The following is an 18686-nucleotide window of genomic DNA, read 5'->3' as shown; positions in this document are numbered from 1 at the left end:
TTAGGGTCGAAGATATTTTTTGTAAAATCTATGAAGGAACAGTAAAGGAAGAAAGTATAAGCGAAATAGAAAGTGAAAGTTTACCAAAAAATTAATGGATATTGAATACATTATTTTTAAGGGGACGATTCCATTGTAGTTTTTTATATCATTTATAAATGATTTGATTAATAATTGATCAGCAAGTTTTAGTCCGTGATTAGAAAAAAAATCTTTCACCCATAGGTAATATTCAGAACTTGCTTTTACTTTTCGTATACTCAATTTCGCGTTTGATCTATTGGGAGATATATTATGTGCACTTCTTCTCCATAATACTTCGCCTTCTTCTAAAGATACAATGTTATTTTCATAACCAAGTTTTATCCATGTCGCATGATCTGATCCCCATGCGAAATCAAAATTTTGAAATTTGCCGGATTTCTCATAACTCTCTTTGTTAAATATATATTCAACAACGAAGCTAGAAATTTTATTTGTTGCTCTTAACTTGAAAAAATCTATAGATGAGAGAATTTTAGGAAAAGGCTTACATCTTTGGATTATTTCATTGTCTTCATTAATAATTTTAATATCAAAATGATATAAGTGATTTTGAAGATTTTTTCTTTGATGTTTATAAAAAGATTCAACACATTGTGGCGACATTATATCATCATCCGAAAATAACCAGATCCAGTTTTCATCCTGAATCATATCGATACAACGTTCCCATTGAGCAACCAGATCTTTCCCTCCTAAATTTGAATCAAATCGTTTGTAGGTAAATTTAATCTTATTATTGTAGTGGTCAATTATCTCTTTTAGATTATGTGGGCTGCAATCATCGCCAATATATAGGTGAAAGTCCTGGCATGTTTGTCTCGATATTGATTTTAATGCTTCATCAAGAAAGGTTGCCTTGTAGGCGGGGATAACAATTGCCAGTGACGGATTTGTTTTGGTTGTGGTCATGTTTTTCTAATTCGAGTACCTTTATTAATATACCAATAAATGTCATTGAAATTAACCAGGAATTGAGTGTTCCGGTTGCCAGAATAAATATCAAAAACATAGAGACTAAAGCTATAGCTATTGCCGATAATCGTTGATTTTCTCGCTTTTTCTTAAACAGGTAAGATATTATACTTAAAAATATTGTAAGATTCGCTATTATTCCAACTAATCCTGTTTCAATGAGAAGAACAAAAATATAACTCTCGAAACCTCTTAACTCGCTAGAATATTCTCTATCTTCAGAATTCCATCCCAAGTCCTCCTGAATATAAGCAAATCCATTTCCCCATATTGGATTGTTCATTGCAAGAACATAAGATGCAGCCAACTGCGTATATCTCATATCCATACTACTCCCTTCTTGGTTTTCTCCACCTGTAAGAAATACGTCCGTGATTGCATCGACTTTTTCATTGATGAAAGGAATCGTTAGATATGACAAAATGAATAGAGGAATGGCTAAAAACATAAGTTTAAACTTTGTTTTTAGGTTGAATGCAAAAGTTATAATGAGTGCAACACCCAAAAGGAATGCAAGCAACGGACTTCTGGAGTTTGAAAACAGTAGATTAATAATGAGTAGTGTAATGGTTGTGACGAGCAATGGCTTTTTAATTGTAAGACTGCTTTTTGGGAAAAAAATGTAAAGAGTTGCTAATACTGCACAAATATAGCCGTAGGTAATTGGGTGATCAGTAAATGAATTGATTCTAAATCGATCTCCCGCTCTATTCTTGTAAACTTCAAATGCTGATTCGGATGAAAAGGCCGATGATATTAGTTGATCGTAAGGATTTTGTTTTGTAATAAAATTAAAGATTCCGAAAAGCATTATAAATATAACTAAAGGAGTCAATCGCTTAATAATCCAGTTTAAATCTTTTGTGTTTTCAATACTACTAAAGGCTAGAAATAGGATAAAAAATGTTTCTATGGTATGGTATATGGGCCTATATAATTTTAAAAACGTTGACAATCGTTGATCCATCAAACCTATAAGTATATACACAATAGTAATAAATACGATTGACTTCTTTAATGGAAATTTTTCCCAATTGAGTTTAAAACTACGAAATCTGATCAGTTCAGAAAACATTAATGAAAATACCAATAATCGATGTGATGGAATATAAGGACTTGTTACTATAATTATTCTGCTGGAGCACAATAGAAAACCTGCAATAAACCAAAAAAGACGATTTCTGCCTTTATGTCTGATTATCTGAAATGAGAAAAATATTGTTAGGAGTATCAGTGGTAATTTTTCCATTTCATGGTTTATTTATGAGTGTCAATAACTGTTCTCGCTCAAGGACCTTAAAAACTAATAACAAGACAGAATAGAGTAGTAACCATAGTGCAGATTTAACTATGATTTGTAGTATTAGATTGGTATTTAATTCAAAAACAACAAAGGGCACCGCTGCCACAATTCCCAAAAAGGTTGGAACAATAAATGATTTAAATACTTTCATTGCATTTAACCCAAGTATTCTGCGGTTAAAATATAGATAATAAAATGAAACCTGAATAATAATGTATACGAGGTATCCTATTACCGCCGATCCTACTCCAAATTGTATACATAAAATAGCATTAATAATCATAGACAAAATGCAAGCCAATGATGTGCTATAAACTAACATTCTTGTTTTTCCAGTAGCCAGGACTAAACTTGATACGGGACTATTATGTAGTGATAATGTTAAAGTAAATACCCACAATGAAAGCCATAAACTTAAATATGCATAACTTTCTCCTACATATAATGTAATAAGTCCTTTAGCGTTTAGCATGATGGGAAAACATAATAGGGCAACCAATATACTCGTGTATTTTGTTCCTTCGTAAGCAATCTTTTCAATGGTTTTCCGATCGTTACGCTGGACCGCTTGTGCTGTTTTTGGGAGCAATATTGATATCAACATTCCTCCAATTGATATAATAAATATTGGGAAAACTTCAATTACTCGATAATCAGATAATATGGAGGCGCCTTGATTGGTGAACATTCCGAGTACAATCGGTCTCGATTGTGTAGCTGTAAACTGAAACAGACTCATAGCAAATATGGCAAGGCTGTATTTAAAAACAACAGCAAAATCTTTCCAATAGAAGGCTGGTAAGATTGATTGAATTAGGTTGCGGTGTTTACTAACTCTGTAAAAAGGAACTATTACCAGCATATTTGTCAATGTATCGTATAGGAAGTACTGAATGATACTCCATTTGAATTGAACAGTCAATAGAACAAGCAATAAGTTAATAATATTACGGGCCGATAATACCTGTTGAGTAAATGCCATCTTCTCGTCGGCTATCAAAAGTTGGTTAAATACAAAGGTAGTCCAGTTGATAACACTTGCTCCAGCCAAGATGTATAGAAGATAACGAAAAGTTGAAAATTCTTCGGACGTAATGTTGAATACTTCTGTTCCTTGCCAAGCCAATAGAAGTAATACAATACTGTTTATAATTCCTAACCCTGCATAAAATGAAATATTGGTTCGCGATACCCGGTTTATAAGGTCATAATCCTTTGTGGCAATCCATTGTGAAAAAAATTTCACGGCTCCAGTATTCATGCCCATATTTAGCAATTGCATATAAGCATTGGTAGAAACAGCCAAAGTGATTAAACCATAATTTTCTTTACCGAAGTAATTTAAGAGTAAGGGAATGGAGATAAACTTTAAGCCTGCATTTAGTATCTTTGCGATACTACTCCACGCAAAAGATCCGGCAACATATTTTATACTACTTTTCATTAAATTTTTATGTAGTTGTCCCTTATTTTTTGCCTAAAATATTTTTGAGTGTTTTAATGCCTGATTCCCCAAGTACTGATCTAGCCGTATTTTTTAATTTCGCATTTTTATCAAAAATCATTCTTATACCTTTTCTCATTGCAAAAACAGTTTCTCTATCAACCATTGTGTCAGTAAATACTTCAAATAGAATTGGAGCGTCAGTTTTATTTGTCATAAACTCTTTAAGCTGATTTTTATATTCTTTTTCTGTTTCTGCTGATAAATATTTGAATCCAACACTTTCAACCCATCCTTTGGCAGAATTATGATGTCTTGCCCCTAGGCTTCTGTCAGTTGCTAACATAATTGGCTGCTGATAAAATTCATTACCACCATGGTTATTAATCAATAATATTCGCACATTATTTTTTATGTGTTTTATCCTAAGAGCATTCATATCATAAAAGAAACTCAAGTCGCCTATAATTAAAAATGACAATTTATCTGAAACCGTGGTTTGTCCAAGAAAGGTTGACATACTTCCATCAATTCCATCTGTACCTATGTTGGCATACACTTTTGTCTGTTGAGGCAATTGAAAAAAATGGCTAATTCGTATACTATTTAATATGCTAAGGTGTAATAGTGAATCACTTGGTAGTTTATTTATGAGCTCTTTAATAACCAGTACATTTGAGTATGGAATTTCAGGATAATTTACTTGTTTATATTTTTCTAACCATTGCTTGTGGTAGACTCTATTATTTTGAAATTCATGGTTTGTATGTTCAATACAATATTTAAGAAAAGTATTTGGGCTACATTCAAATACCGTTGTTAGGTTTTTGTATGCGTCAACAACTTCTCCGTTTTCGCAAATATGCCAATGTTCAAACTTTTTAGTTCTGAAAGTTTCTTTCATATTACGAGTAATTCCTAACGTCCCATGAAATGAAATCACAATATCAGGCATAAATTCATCAAATTCAGATTCAGAGATACCATCGCTTAACATGGATAGATTTAATCTCCCTTCAATCTCGATATTGCCCATATGTTCGGAATGTATAATGCAATTATACTTTTCAAAAAAACTCGTCAGCAATTGAGTATTGAAAGGTTTTGTATTTTGCCCAGCTAGAATTAATATTTTGTTTGCATCCTTTAATATGTTAATTTTTTCATTAATATGAGAAGTAAACTTATCATTTAGTAAAATTCTGTTTATTACACGAACTTCAGGGTATTTTTCGATTTCTTTATCCCTATGCCAAGTAATTTTTGCTGGAACCGGTATATTTATATGTACTGGACCTTTTACTCTATGGTCAAGTTCAAGGATAGCTTCATTGATCAGTCTTTCACAATACCAAAAATCAGATTCATTATTTACTATTGGCAAATGAACTGATTTTCTTACAATTCGATCATACATATTAATTTGATCTATCATTTGGTCTTCTTGTTGACCTAATAAATATGGATCTCTGTCGCCTGTTAATATTAAAATCGGCACTTTTTGATAAAAGGCCTCTGTAATTCCTGGATAATAATTTACAGTAGCTGTGCTTGACGTACAGGTAATAGCAACAGGTTCATTTAATTCCTGAGCGATACCTATCGCAAAGTAAGAAGCACTTCGTTCATCAGTTACTGAATAACATGTAAAAAACGGATCTTCCTCAACTGCAAGTACAAATTCTCTCATTCGAGAACCCGGTGAAATTACTATCTGCTTTATATTATGTGCTTTTAATAATGGGATAAGCACTTGAAATGATTTAAATTTAGGGAAATACATAATTATTTTGTTTTTAGATATCTGTAAATTAAATAAACTATCTTGTGTTTTAGGGTCTTTATTTCATGCAATGGTGTTTTTTCTTTTGATAGTTTATCTCGTTTAGCCTCCATTCTCCAATTAATATTTTTGAATTTAGGATTATTTAAAAAACTTTTTAAACAAATTGATAAACCTATCTCAGGGGGCAGAAAGTTATCTGTGTTTGTAAACTTTTTTATTTTATTATTATCGAAACTTCTATTAAATAGTCGATCATATTTTATTTGATATTTTGTGAGCCCAGATCTATATACCAAAAAATCATTGTGATTTTGGTATAATACTTTCGGTCGATATTTTAAGCCATTTTCTATTTCAGTTAAATAAATATTTAGGACTTCTTCCCATGTTAAAGAATTGTTGTCAGGAGCAGTAATATGAAACGTTTCTGCAAGAGCTTCTTCTTTTCCAATTATCTCAACAATTCCTTTCGAAACATCAAGACCATACGTTAATGTTGTCTTTTTTTTGCGCATTTCTTCTGAAAACACGATAGTTCTTCCACATAATGCTCTATACAACCATTCTTCTTTTTCAAAAACCCCAAGTTGGAATCGATTTTCGCTATATGTGATATAAGGACGAATAACTGTCCAGTTTTCATATCCAGATGTTTTTAAAATATCTTCTTGTCTAGCTTTGGCTAATGCATATTCATCTGATGATAAAAATTCCTTATCTTCAGAAACATCCAAGAGTCTATATGAGTTCTCAGTTAGAGGTTTATCTGAATCTGAATAAACTCGAGAAGAACTTAAAAAAATATATTGTGCAGTAGAATCTAGAAAAAGATTAACTCTTTCGTTAAATTCATAAGTCTCATAACTCATGAAATCTACGATAGCGTCCCATTTCTTTTTTAAGATTTTTTCTAAAAAATTCATGTCATGGGCATTGCCTTGAATATATTTTACAGGTTTATTACTTTTTATATATTTTCGAGATGTTACAGTTGTAGTTATTCCTTTATTTAATAGTAAATCAACTAGATATTGGCCCATCGCACCTGTACCACCTAAAACTAAAATATCCATTTATAATTTTTTGAGTAAAAGAAGTATATTTTCTAAATTAGAATTTCCGATAGTTTGTCAATCAATTTTTTTTCCCTTTCTTTCACAATTGTATTTTGCCTTGTATGTATTAAAGAAGTTAATTCCTGTCTATTAGAAAATGCCTTTTTCATTTTACTTAGGATGATTTCATTTCCTTCATTAACCATATCTCCCATGTATTCATAATCTAGAGTGTCTTTAAAAAGACCATTGAATTTTCGACTGTATGCCATAGGAAAAACAGGAACACCGGAAGAGAAAGCTGCAATTGTAGAGTGCATTCTTGCTCCTGTAAAGAAATCTAAACCAGCAATGAAGCTCTTTGCCGTTATTGGATCGAGGAAAAAAGGAGCAAGAACGATGCGATCGTCGTTTAATTGATTAACTAACTCATAAGAGACCTCATAATCGTTTTCTACGTTGGAATTTGGAGAAACAACATGTGGGACAATATGAATTTTTACATTATTAATGGATAGAAAAAATTCAATAATGCTATGAACAAGCTTCTTGTAATTTGATTTTAATCCAAACTGATTATTTCTCGTGTATCCACCATGCCAGAGTAACGCAGAAATATTAATCCCTACATGGAGCTTATCTTTTGAAAATTGTTTTTTCTTAAACGGCATGAAGAATGCAACATCTATCGCTTCAATAACATTCTGTTGATTGGTGTTGTATGTAACATATTCTAAACTTTGAGAATCGCGGGCAAAAACCAGCTCAGCCTTTTCGATGCTTGTTTTGGCTTGTTTTTTAATTTGTTCATTATTAAAAGGACCTATAGTCTGAGGTAATAGTGAATATTTAATATTTAATAATCTGGCCATTCGATGTTGATTATTTATCGAATTAAATCGCAGTTTCCCATAAATATCTGCAAAACTATCACCTTCACCCATACATAAAATGTAGTCGAATTTTATGTATGTTCTATAGGATTTTAAATTTTTAGGATTAATTAAAGACTTGAGAAAGTCTTTAAAATTAAAAAAATTAAGAGGTAAAATATTATTTATTTCAATATTATCTTTTTCTATAGTAATTGTGGATTTTCCGTAGTTATAATTAATTGCAGTAATATCTACATCATATCCTTTGTCCTTAGCAATTTTGTTTAATAAGTATATTGTAGATATTGCCAGAGCTCCGACACCTCTATTTCCACTTAGGTGATTAATTCCTGTAATGCCTATATGTAGCTTCTTTTTAGTCATGATTGTTTTGGATCAACACTCAGGTGTTTCAATATAATGTGTATTTGAAAATTTGATTTGAATATAACAGGACCTCACATTTTTAGAGTTTCTAAAAATCGTCGAGATTAGAAATGTGTGTGTTAATTAAGTGGGCTCACTCCATTTCTCTTTAATTGTTCCTAAAAACTCTTTCCCAAGCACCCATCCAACACTAGCCGTCAATCCCAGAAATACAAAAACGGCCAATGTTGTAAACCCACTAACATTATCCTCCAACGGAACAGTAACCGGTTTAAGAACAGAGAATACAGGGGTATCTTCTTTTACCTTTATCCGTGCCTGTTCCAATTGTTGAGCAAGGCCCGAATACACATCAAAAGCCAACTGGTAATCGCTTTGCAGGCGTTCTTCCTGAGTACGGGCAAGGGCAGAGGTAACATTTTTGTTTTTATCACGAAATTCAGCCAGAGCCGCCTGAGCTTTTTCAAATTCAGCCTTATTGTCATTATAACGTTCTTCGATAAATTTGAGTTGTGCCGATGCTTTTTCTATTTTATAGGTAGTTATGTAGCGTTGTAGCATTTGTAAAGCTTTTTGGGTTACCTGTGCTGCCAGCTCGGCATCAAGTGTACTTGCTGAGAGGGTAAGAAAACCATCTTTGTCATTAACATCAAGATTTACTTTCTCGCTAAGCATTTCCCTGATTTCGTCCTGTTCTTCTGTTAATGTGATGTAAGAATTGTTCGCTACTCCTCCATTCACCTTTTCCTTATCCCCTTTAATGGCCTTAAGAATAACAAACGGCAGTCCGATGGTGTATTTTTTCAAGCCTTCCAAAAATCCGGTTTCTTTTACATCAGTATAATAGGTGTAGATACTCATGGAGTCTTGTTGCCCGGGAAAACGGAAGGGAGTATTCATGAGTTCAAGCTGAAAGGGGACACTATTTAGAATTTGGGGATAGACCATAGGAGAGAGTTGTGAATTCCCTCCGGTCATGTCATTAAGGTTAAATCCCGCCATAGCAGCGAGTGAAGATAAACCCCCAAGTTTAGTTGAGGTATCACTTATTTGAGGTACAACAGTAGTTGAGGCGGTATATTCTTTTGGAGTTAATAGGGCTATGGCTACACCAAGTACCATAAAGATGGCTACTGTTATTACAATGAATTTGCGGTTGTCCCAAAGGGTTTTTGCCAAGGCGATGAGATCGATTTCATCGTCAGTTACCTGGTTATTTTTTATTTCTTCGGTCATATTGTTTTTTTTTGCTGTGGGGATGAGGCTGCCACGTCGCTCGTGCCTCGTTCCTCGCAGAATCGTTTTTCTTTAGTATTTTTTGTACACGGATTTCTGTTTTCAAAACATTATTAGGTGCACGATTCCGCGATCCGCCAGTTGGCGGAGAAGCGGTCTCATTCCCTTTCTGCCTATAATTTTTCAAACAGATCCTCCCATTTAGGGTTTATCGTTTCAATAAGTTTTATCTTTTTAGCGCGGTTTCCTGCTTTTAGTTGTTTCTCCCGTGCCCTTGCATCTATTATGCTGTTGAACTCCTGATACCAGACAAGCTTGTCAGCATTATATTTTGCAGTAAAGGCATTAGGATATTTTTTTATTTTGTGACTATCAATCCGCCCTTTAAGGTCGCTGGTTACGCCTGTATAAAGAACCCGGTTGTGCGAATTTGTCGTTATATAGGTCCATGCTTTCATGGATTGTCTTTTGCCTACTTGCTCGTATCACTTTAAATACGCTTTTCCATTCAGCGATCTTAATTGGTTGCGTTCATAATTGCAGCAATAGCTACGGCCATTGATGACATCGTTGAAGCGATGGCCAGCCAAAGTCCTTGCTGACGTTCTTTTTCCGGTTTTTCGGGAACTACCACCATACTGCCCGGTGTAACTTTAGGGTAGTGTCTGAAAATAAGGCCTTTGGTTACAGCCGTTTCTCCATTGGGGTATTGTACGTAGGTTTTTCTCTTATTGGCCTGTGCCTGGAATCCTCCGGTACGGTTGACATAGTATTTTGCATTTCGCCCCGGTTCGAAGGTAATGGAGAAGGGATTTTGTACACTTCCGCTAATTTTAACAGTTTGCATAAATTCCGGGATATTGAGGCGGTCGCTGTTTTTTAGTAGCAGGTCTTTGTCATTCCCCGGATTTTTAAGGATATTTTGAAGGTTAATGGCTACGCGTTCGGAGCCCAGTTCATCGGAAAAACGTTCGAGTGTGGCCCCCTGAAGGTAGGCTTTCGGGGTATATCCACCGGCCATTTGTACCAGGTCGGAAATACGCATTTGTTTGTTTGTAATGGCATACGCTCCGGCATAGGCCACTTCGCCCGAAACAAAGACGGTTTCGTTTTTGCGGAAATTGGGAGCCGTACGAACTGATATCTGGTCCCAGGGCCGTAATTTCATTTCCGCATCGTTTTTCCCCAGTTGTAATCCGCGTGAGATATTGGCTATAATTATGTGTCCGATGGTATCGGAAAGAACAGAGGCATCGCTGTAGCTCAGGCGGCGGGCAATTTCAATAAAAGTACTGTCGGCACCCTCGGTAAGACCTCCTGCCAGAAAGATCGCGTCTCCAAGCGTCATGTTTTCCGACCAGTTAAAGGGGCCGGGGTCAATCACTTCGCCGTTAACGGTTATATAAGGTTGTTCTTTTAAATCGAAATGTGTTTTGATGAGTACTTCATCATCGGCTTGCAAAAGTATATTCTGTTTTCCGGTGCTAATCTCTTCCACATCAAAAGCGATGGCAGAAGTGGTGCGGTCGCTGTTGTAACGGGTGATCAATCCCCGGCCTTTAAAGGCTTCGGGCAGCAACTTGTCGGCTTTTTCAAATAACTGTGCGAGGGTAAGCCCTTCGGTCCACTCGTACACTCCCGGATGATAAACCGCACCTTCTATGCTTACCCTGTTTTCGAAGCGGTCTGTAATCAGGGCATTCTGAACCGTATCGCCTTTTACCAGTGGGGTGGTGCTCAATTGTTCGTAAGGAACGTCAATAATTTGTTGGCCCTTTTGTGTTTGTCGAACAATTTGTGTGTTGCCTAAATAGGCACCGGCGTTAAAACCTCCGGCAAAACCTACCAGGTCGTTTAACATTTCGCCTTCTTTTATTTCGAAAATGCCGTTACGTTTAAATTCGCCATTTACTACCACCTGTTTTTCTACCGGCGGAACAAATATAATGTCGCCGTCTTTTAAAGTTATATTGTCGCTTGGATCGGCCTTTACCAGTAAGTTATAGATGTCGATAACTTTTTCGATTTTATTGTCGCGAATGACTTTTATATTTCGGAACGAGCCAATTTCGCTGGGACCACCGGAAAGATATAAGCCATTAAAAACAGTGGCTGTTACAGGCAAAGTATAAGTACCCGGTGTTACCACTTCGCCGAGCAGGTTTACACGTATTGATCGTAACTGGCCCATGTCTAACTGGGCAAAAGTACCGGGATTATCACCCGCCATATCGGCATAAATTGCGGTGAGGTTTTTTACAATTTTCTTTTCAGCCTCGTCAAACGACATACCTGCTACATAAACCGGTCCCAGGTCGGGGATAACGATCTGGCCGTTGTTATTTACCCGTAACTGATAGTTGTTTTGCGAGTTACCCCAAACCTGGATTAGCAACTGATCGCCAATGCCAATTTCGTAATTTTTTGGAGTTTGTATGTTTACAATGGGTTCAAAAGTCAGGTTTTCGTTGTTAAATAAATAAGCTCCAAAGACTTCCAGATCCTCCTTAAATTCAACTTTCCTTTGCGAAAGATAAGAGTCCTCTTTTTCCTCCGGTAGTATTTCCGGCTCTTCATAGAGGTTATACATGTTTTGTTGCGAGGTGTCCTGTTCGCTTAACCGTTGTCGCATTTCCATGATCTGCTGCTCGGTAGCTCCACGCTGGCGGGCCAGTTGTATCGCTTGTTCTTGTGATAAACCGGCATCCTGCATGGCCTTTTTGGCTCTGTCGATCTCAGATTGTGGCAATGATTTAACATCAAGATTCTTTACATCCTGCGTTTGCGTTTGCGTTTGTGCCTGTGCAGCCAGCAGCAGTGCAGTGCAAAAGAATACCGTTAACATTGTTTTTAGTAAGTGCTTCATATTTGTGTTGCGTAAAGATTTTTATGAAAATATTCCGTTGTAGGATTTTTACTACTCACCCTGATTGTCCGTCAGCTGACGGATCACAATCGTCCCTCTCTTTGCAAAGAGAGGGAGTGAGGGTGAGTTCAATATCTATCGTTCTTGATTTATTATTAAAATGGTACAATTCGAATATCCGTCTGTTTAATAAGAACAAAGCTAAAATTTATTTTCCGGTTTATGACTTAATAACTTGCTTCCAAGCCCGAAGTCGGGAGTCGGAAGACGGAAGAAAAGCATTCATAGGATTGTTTCTCTATTTCGGTCTCCAGTCTTCGGTCTTCCGCCTAATTTTCCCTTCTTTATTCTCTCGACCAAATGTGTAGGGCATTTTGTTTTTCAAGGTAAGCGGTTTTTTCCTTGTCAGAGAGTACAAGGTAACGTATTTTTTTATTGACCAGTTTTTCGGCTTTCGACACCAGTGCCACCACAAAACGGGTATCGATTTTGTCGCCTACCAGCAGCAGGTCGATAATACCCGATGCTTTTCCAATCGCAAGATCGCCGATAAGATATGCCTCGTTTAGGTCGCCCACATTTTTCAGGATCTTATCGATAACAGTATCCAGACCAACTGTCTTTTGCAAAATGCTGTTGATCTCACTGTACAGCGGGTGGTTGTCGTTGGCCCGGAAATATTTTCGGTTACCGTTGAAATTCGATACCAGCAAATCAGCCTGCTCCAGCCTGTTCAGTTCCAAACGTATGGCATTTGACGATTCACCAAACTCCTGTTCAAGGTTTCTGAGGTAGCTGGTGGTCTCCTTATTCAGAAAAAACTTGAGTAAAAGTTTTAGCCGGGTTTTGTTTGTAATTAAAGATTCTATCATTTGGCTAATAGTGAGTTATGTGAAGTTGTTGTAGTTGAAAAGAAGTGGTGGATATGCTGATTCGGGCACTGCTTCGCCTCCTCAGTTACATGTGCTGTATGAGTAGAAAATTAGTATTAGTTGAGTAGCAAAACTACTCAATTTGTTGAATTAAACAGGTCGTTTTTGGAAAATTAATACAAAAAAGTGCTTTGTTAATTCTGTTTAAAAACGAACATTATGATTTTATTTGGCTAATTATTTGACAGTGTGTAAGTTTTATTGTTTGGTACAAATTGTTGAAAAATGATAATTTATGCATTCTATTTATAAAGGCAAATGGAAAATTCGTTATTGAATTCCGATGAGCACATTTACAGATGGTGTTAGCTTAGGGGAAGAGAAGAAGACACTAGAAAATAGAATGTAAAATATCCAATTTCGAATTATCAATATCCAATCAGCTTTGAATTGATGTGTTTTGCCTGTTCTGCATTGGATATTTGTTATTGAATATTGTTCATTTCTATTCGCTTTTCAAACTTTGAATTTGTGTATAAAGGTCAGGTTTATAGTTGGAACTCTTTTTTCACTAATTAAAATGTAAAATATCCAATTTAGAATAATCAATATCCAATCAGCTTTGAATTGATGTGTTTTAGCTTGTTCTACATTGGATATTTGTTATTGAATATTGTTCATCAGTTAAACGGCGTATCCTTTTCCGTAGGCATACTGGTAGGAGTAACTATATCCGTAATTTAAACGGTTTAGTTTAATGTCGTTTATAATTAGGGCAGGGTTATTCATGGTTCCATGTGAAGCGATGTCGTTAATGTATTTCAACTGGTTCTTTTTACTTACGCCATAACGTAAGATAAAGAGATTCAGGTCGCTGTGGCGGCTGGTGATCAAACCGTCGGTTACGCGTGATACCGGAGCATTGTCAATAATGATAAAGTCGAATTGTTTCTTTAATTCTTCCAGTAATTGTAAAAAAGCCGGACGTTCGATTAACTCGGCAGGATTGGGTGGAATGGGGCCGGAAGCAATGACTGACAGATTCTCGATTTCCGTTTGCTGGATGACCTCTTTAGCGGTATACTGGCCAACAAGATAATTGCTTAATCCTTTTGTATTGGATAAGTTAAATATTTGGTGAAGACGGGGTTTACGCATATCTGCACCGATAATTACGGTTTTTTTATCGTTCATAGCCATAATACTGGCCAGGTTGGTTGCATTAAAGGATTTTCCTTCGGAAGGTTGAACCGAATGCAGTCCGATAACTTTTTGTATACCCGGTGTTAATTTAAATTGAAGATTGGTACGAATGGTTCTATACGATTCGGTAATAGGGGCCTGAGGATGATGGACAACAACCAGTTCTGATTTTTCGGTACTGTGAAAAACATTGCCCAGAATACTCAATGGTGTCAGCTTTTCGATATCTTCCTGCAGGTGAATACTGTTGTCGAAAAAGTCGATGACCAGAATGAGCACTCCCGGAAGTAAAAGTCCGAGAAAAGCACCTATAAACAGGATGAGCAGCGGACTTTTGTTTAAAGGTACCAAACGTTCAAACTGTGCAGGATCGATGATTTGTATATCAACAACGGCGGCAGCCAGTGAAATTTCAAGTTCGGCGCGGCGTTGCAACAGGTAGGTGTAAATTTCGTTGGTGAGCTCGTATTGACGCTGGATGTTTATCAGCTGCTGCTCCTGCTCGGGCATGTTGTTCAACTGTTGGTTGATGCGGTTGTAGCGAATGTTTAATGTGTTTACCGATAGCTGGGTGTTGTCGATGAGGTTAACCAGCATTTCGCGTACATGGTGGTTTACCTGATCGATCTCCTGGTTTAGCAGAATAAGCGAGGGGTTGTTTTCGCGTGCGCTAAAAGCCAACACTTTCCGGCGGCTGTATAGTTCGCTGAGTTTTAATACCAGTGCGTTGAGCGTAGCATCGGTAATACCAACTACCGAAGGTGCCACCAGTTGATCGGCACTTTGAATGTTGCCGAGGTAACGCTGAAGGTTTTTAAAATAATCGAGCTGCATTTGCATCTGCGACTTTTCCTGCTCAATTTCTTTGAGCTGCTCCATAATCAGGCTTCCCTGGCTGCTGAGATCGATGATCTGATTTTTCGACCGGAACTCGGTAAAGGTGTTTTCTGCTGCACTCAGGTCGCTTGAGATACCCGATAGCTGGGAATCGATAAAGTCGAGCGAGCGTTTCTGGGTTTGTGTTTGCAAATCGAGTTTAAGCTCCAGATAAACGCGTACCAGCTCGTTCATATAATGAATATCACGCAGTGGTTCTGTACTTTCAATCGAGAGTTTGATCACTTCGCTTTCCTTGCCGTAGTCGGTATTCACCCTTTTTAGATAAGCGGTAGTGAGTTTGCTTTTATCGATAAAAGAAAAACGGTAGCTCTCGCCAAGCAGTTCCCCGGAGTTTTCTTTTGGGGTAAGGGTGAAATTAAAGTATTCATTCCTAAAAGGCTGCGCATAGGTTGCCGTTTCTTCGAATGCAATTTTTTGTGTCTGGCCGTCCAGATCAATTTCACCATCGGCTTCTATCACGTATTCGGTTTCCGACAACGGGGTAATGTAGATTGAAATACCTGCAGGGTTTAAGGCTTCTCCTGATTTATGAAGAATAAAAGGTTCGTTGAGGTAGATGCCGCTCCATATGATCAGGTTCTTTTTTTGCCAGCTGGTTTGCCAGTTGAGGTTGTCCACGGCCTGGCGGTTCAAAGTATAGGAGCGAAGGAATTCCACTTCGTTTTGCAGGCTGGCTTTGCCACTGCCACCCATCATTCCTTCCATAAACAAATTTTCCAGGTCGAAGCCTTTGCTTTCATCGGTAACCAGTAAACTGGTGTTTACCTGGTATTTATCGGGGGTGTATTTTACAAATAACCAGGCTCCGGTTGCTCCAATGAAAAGCCCCAGCGCCAGCCAGTACCATCTGCGCAACAGGAGGAAAAGCAGTCGTTTAATGTCAATTTCATCATTTTGCTCAATGGTGTTGTACTGCTGGTTTAAGTTGTTAGCTGTCATGGTGTGTAAATTATCTTTTTTGTTTTTTATGAGCGTGTTCCTGTGGTATGGATTATGCGTTTTTTGTGGATATGAGTTTGTATTAGCGAGGATGCGATGAGAAATGATCTGCCTTTGTTTTTTTATGTTGTGGACTGAAAGCTTTCTTGATATTTTTTTCAAACCTCCGCAGCTTTCCGCAGAATTCAATCTTCATCTCAATCTTGCAAATGATACCGTAATATTATTTTACACGGATTCTTAAGTGATTAGTTTGTTTACGGATCAGCCTGATCTGATGCAGCGATTGCAGGATACTTTTAATTTTCGTTTATGTTTCAAACCAGGCATTTTCTATTTCAGGAGACCGAATACGGCTAACAATAAACTGGCCGAAGAAATTACCATGGAAAAAACCTGTGCGTTGAGCTGGAAGTTCTTATGTTGGTCGGGTTCAACAAAAATGTAATCGTTGGGGTGGAGGTAAAAGCCTTTTTGCAGCCAGGCATCCGACGCGGCAAGATCGAGGATCATCGCTTTTTGACCATCGGGCTGTGGGCGGATAACCATTACATTGGTAATGTTGGCATAGTCGGTGTTTCCGTTTGCCATGGCCAGTGCTTCCAATACGGTAAAGTTGTTATTGTAATTGTAATAAACCCCGGGACGTTTCACTTCGCCCATAATGGTAACCTTGTAGTTCAGTAATTTTACCTTAACTATTGCTTCCTTAAGGTATTTGTCGGCATATTTCTGTACAATGTTTTCGACCTGTGAGTTTGCATGACCGGCAACGGGAATATCTCCCATTATAGGAAGTTGGAGGTTGCCGCTTTCATCCACTTCAAATCCATAAAGGTAAGCTCCCTGGGGAGTGGTGTATTTCTGGTACGAATTGTAACTCTGGGCTTCCATATTCGATTCCGGATTGAACAGTGCATTTACCTCGGAATTCATCGATTTAATGCTTACATACAGTATATCGCCTGGCTTGATGATGTATTCGGTAATGGTATCGGCCAGTGCTTTTATTACCTGATTGTTTTGCACGTCTTTCATGTAAACCAGCTCTTTGCTGCTATGGCACGAGAAAAGTGAAAGCGAAGCAGCTACCATTAATAGTGACAGCAGACGATGGAATTTTCTTGAATTCATTGTTAGTATATAATAGTTTATTGAGTAATATCTTTTAGCCGGAATTCATGTGAGATCCTCCCCGCATTAGTTGTAAAACGCTGTGAGTACATTTCGAACAAGAGTTTGAATTCCGGTGCGCGCATTCCCCGATGGCTTTACCTCGGGGTAAGCGATTGGTAAAATTTCATATAGATAATCCTCTCTGTTATTGTTTCTTTTTCTTTGTATAAATTTTAATTTTCTGATAATTTAAAAATTCAAAATTGACAGATGGAACCGCTCCATCCGTCGCTCTTACATAAAATTTATTCATGCTTGTTTTTGTAATTTTTGAATGAAAAATTTCATGTTCGTTTCATCGCATGAATCTATTAACTAATATCGGGCACCAAAGGTCTCCTGTATTTGCCAAAGATGAGTCACCCGTGAGGGTGATATTAAGGGTGATTTTGAATTCCGGTGAGCGCATTCTCCGATGGCTTTGCCTCGGGGTAAGCGAACAAAACAATAAAAAAAGTCCTTAACGGAATCGGATTCCTCGCCAGCTTTGCTGCCGGGAGTTTCAATTTTAAGTGTAATTATCATCTGGTAAAGGCCGATGGAAACAATAACTATATCATTTGCCTCTGCTACTAAAGCATGGGTTGACAGCCATTTATTTCGAGCCTTCACAAATTGAGGGAATGGTAATATTGATGACCTCTTTATCCATTTGTTTAATAGACTTTAAATTGCCCAACAATTTTTATAATTTGCTTCCTTTCAGTCAATTCTGATCCCTGAAATTAGGCAGCAGTTTTGTGGATGGTGTGTTTTATAAACGGGGTAACATAGGCACTGGAAAATAATCTTATCTGATTCCTTTTTGGAGAATCTCAATCTTTTTTCTCCAGCTTTTCATTTTTGGTTGTCCATTATCTGTTTTTTCTTCGGGGTGCAGACTATAGTAGATGTCGGTCCATTCGGGCATGCCACCATAGTTTCGGTCGTCGATATACAGGTCGGCGAGTATTTTCCGGCTGATCTTATCATTCATTTTTTCTTCCGGGTAATTTTTATTTACGGCGTAAAATTCCAGGCCTTTTTCACGGCAGAATTCAACTGCTTCATCCAGTTCTATTTCCGACCGGTAGGTCCAAAGAATTAGTTTGTGCCCTTTTTTTTGTAAAGCATGTAGGGTTTCGAAGGCGAAGGGAAGTTCATTTCCTATTTTTGGATATTGGTGTTCTACAATGGTGCCATCGAAATCAACGGCAATAGTTAGTGGACGCATGTAATATTGGTTTTTTATGAGTTTTTAAGTACTTGTTTTTTTGAAAATCAGCTCAGGTTCAAATGGCTCAACAGACACACTATTGGCTTGTGTTCAGGAATAGGATATCAAAGATCTTTAACTATAAACCGGGGAAGTGTGTTCAGAAACTTTCGGGGATTTGGGTGGTGTGGATAATGCTTCGCCTCCTCGGTTACATGTGACTGTACGAGTTGGACGCTGAAGCTAACTAGGCAACAAAAGTATTTATTTAGTTATGTTGTGATTGCTATGCTTGAAAAATACCCAATAAAAAAACAATTTGTTAATTAATGCTTAAATAAAGAGTGAATGGACTTTTATTTTGTGGGTTGTTTGTCAATGTGATCTTTTTGTGATCTCAGGCTGATCTTATTTGGTGATCATATGTGCAGA

Annotated in this window: 13 protein-coding genes; all 13 read right to left on the bottom strand. The window is 37.2% G+C overall.

The features are described from left to right. The gene (locus LH29_RS11895; RefSeq protein ID WP_052670840.1) at positions 1-954 is read right to left on the bottom strand and encodes a glycosyltransferase; all 954 of its coding nucleotides are present in this window, start codon (positions 952-954) and stop codon (positions 1-3) included. Next, a complete protein-coding gene (locus tag LH29_RS11890) occupies positions 887-2266 on the bottom strand; it encodes an O-antigen ligase family protein (RefSeq protein WP_082063612.1) in 1380 nt (459 codons plus the stop codon). Before LH29_RS11890 ends, LH29_RS11895 begins: the two co-directional genes overlap by 68 nt. A 1-nt stretch (position 2267) precedes the next feature. Further along, positions 2268-3764: a lipopolysaccharide biosynthesis protein gene (locus LH29_RS11885; protein WP_045029949.1), complete on the bottom strand. Its 1497-nt coding sequence runs from the start codon at positions 3762-3764 to the stop codon at positions 2268-2270. Between the two features lie 22 nt (positions 3765-3786). After that, positions 3787-5547, bottom strand: coding sequence for a 2-succinyl-5-enolpyruvyl-6-hydroxy-3-cyclohexene-1-carboxylic-acid synthase (gene menD, locus LH29_RS11880; RefSeq protein ID WP_045029947.1), 1761 nt, complete (start codon positions 5545-5547; stop codon positions 3787-3789). A gap of 2 nt (positions 5548-5549) precedes the next feature. Continuing rightward, complete coding sequence (locus LH29_RS11875; protein ID WP_045029944.1) at positions 5550-6623, bottom strand: NAD-dependent epimerase/dehydratase family protein; 1074 nt, start codon at positions 6621-6623, stop codon at positions 5550-5552. Between the two features lie 32 nt (positions 6624-6655). Next, positions 6656-7864 carry a polysaccharide pyruvyl transferase family protein gene (locus LH29_RS11870; RefSeq protein ID WP_045029941.1) on the bottom strand — a complete coding sequence of 403 codons (1209 nt, stop codon included), beginning with the start codon at positions 7862-7864 and terminating at the stop codon, positions 6656-6658. 126 nt (positions 7865-7990) lie between these two features. After that, the gene (locus LH29_RS11865; protein ID WP_045029938.1) at positions 7991-9103 is read right to left on the bottom strand and encodes a Wzz/FepE/Etk N-terminal domain-containing protein; all 1113 of its coding nucleotides are present in this window, start codon (positions 9101-9103) and stop codon (positions 7991-7993) included. A gap of 173 nt (positions 9104-9276) precedes the next feature. Continuing rightward, complete coding sequence (locus tag LH29_RS11855) at positions 9277-9561, bottom strand: GIY-YIG nuclease family protein (RefSeq protein ID WP_045029934.1); 285 nt, start codon at positions 9559-9561, stop codon at positions 9277-9279. A gap of 59 nt (positions 9562-9620) precedes the next feature. Beyond that, complete coding sequence (locus LH29_RS11850) at positions 9621-11969, bottom strand: SLBB domain-containing protein (RefSeq protein ID WP_052670838.1); 2349 nt, start codon at positions 11967-11969, stop codon at positions 9621-9623. Between the two features lie 344 nt (positions 11970-12313). Further along, positions 12314-12841: a hypothetical protein gene (locus LH29_RS11845; protein WP_045029933.1), complete on the bottom strand. Its 528-nt coding sequence runs from the start codon at positions 12839-12841 to the stop codon at positions 12314-12316. Between the two features lie 684 nt (positions 12842-13525). Further along, a complete protein-coding gene (locus LH29_RS11840) occupies positions 13526-15883 on the bottom strand; it encodes a GumC family protein (RefSeq protein ID WP_045029930.1) in 2358 nt (785 codons plus the stop codon). A gap of 333 nt (positions 15884-16216) precedes the next feature. Next, a complete protein-coding gene (locus tag LH29_RS11835; protein ID WP_082063610.1) occupies positions 16217-17017 on the bottom strand; it encodes a polysaccharide biosynthesis/export family protein in 801 nt (266 codons plus the stop codon). Positions 17018-17849: 832 nt separating this feature from the next. Next, the gene (locus LH29_RS11830; protein WP_045029925.1) at positions 17850-18272 is read right to left on the bottom strand and encodes a BT0820 family HAD-type phosphatase; all 423 of its coding nucleotides are present in this window, start codon (positions 18270-18272) and stop codon (positions 17850-17852) included. Positions 18273-18686 lie beyond the last annotated feature (414 nt).

This window comes from Draconibacterium sediminis, assembly GCF_000949475.1.
GTDB classification, from domain to species: Bacteria; Bacteroidota; Bacteroidia; order Bacteroidales; family Prolixibacteraceae; genus Draconibacterium; species Draconibacterium sediminis.
The sequence above is the reverse complement of the archived record's forward strand: the minus strand, read 5'-3'. Positions and strand labels throughout refer to the sequence as shown.

Excerpts from the sequence above, each read along its gene's own strand:
- LH29_RS11895 (WP_052670840.1), bottom strand. The coding sequence starts at position 954 with ATGACCACAACCAAAACAAATCCGTCACTGGCAATTGTTATCCCCGCC.
- LH29_RS11890 (WP_082063612.1), bottom strand. The coding sequence starts at position 2,266 with ATGGAAAAATTACCACTGATACTCCTAACAATATTTTTCTCATTTCAG.
- LH29_RS11885 (WP_045029949.1), bottom strand. The coding sequence starts at position 3,764 with ATGAAAAGTAGTATAAAATATGTTGCCGGATCTTTTGCGTGGAGTAGT.
- menD (WP_045029947.1), bottom strand. The coding sequence starts at position 5,547 with ATGTATTTCCCTAAATTTAAATCATTTCAAGTGCTTATCCCATTATTA.
- LH29_RS11875 (WP_045029944.1), bottom strand. The coding sequence starts at position 6,623 with ATGGATATTTTAGTTTTAGGTGGTACAGGTGCGATGGGCCAATATCTA.
- LH29_RS11870 (WP_045029941.1), bottom strand. The coding sequence starts at position 7,864 with ATGACTAAAAAGAAGCTACATATAGGCATTACAGGAATTAATCACCTA.
- LH29_RS11865 (WP_045029938.1), bottom strand. The coding sequence starts at position 9,103 with ATGACCGAAGAAATAAAAAATAACCAGGTAACTGACGATGAAATCGAT.
- LH29_RS11855 (WP_045029934.1), bottom strand. The coding sequence starts at position 9,561 with ATGAAAGCATGGACCTATATAACGACAAATTCGCACAACCGGGTTCTT.
- LH29_RS11850 (WP_052670838.1), bottom strand. The coding sequence starts at position 11,969 with ATGAAGCACTTACTAAAAACAATGTTAACGGTATTCTTTTGCACTGCA.
- LH29_RS11845 (WP_045029933.1), bottom strand. The coding sequence starts at position 12,841 with ATGATAGAATCTTTAATTACAAACAAAACCCGGCTAAAACTTTTACTC.
- LH29_RS11840 (WP_045029930.1), bottom strand. The coding sequence starts at position 15,883 with ATGACAGCTAACAACTTAAACCAGCAGTACAACACCATTGAGCAAAAT.
- LH29_RS11835 (WP_082063610.1), bottom strand. The coding sequence starts at position 17,017 with ATGAATTCAAGAAAATTCCATCGTCTGCTGTCACTATTAATGGTAGCT.
- LH29_RS11830 (WP_045029925.1), bottom strand. The coding sequence starts at position 18,272 with ATGCGTCCACTAACTATTGCCGTTGATTTCGATGGCACCATTGTAGAA.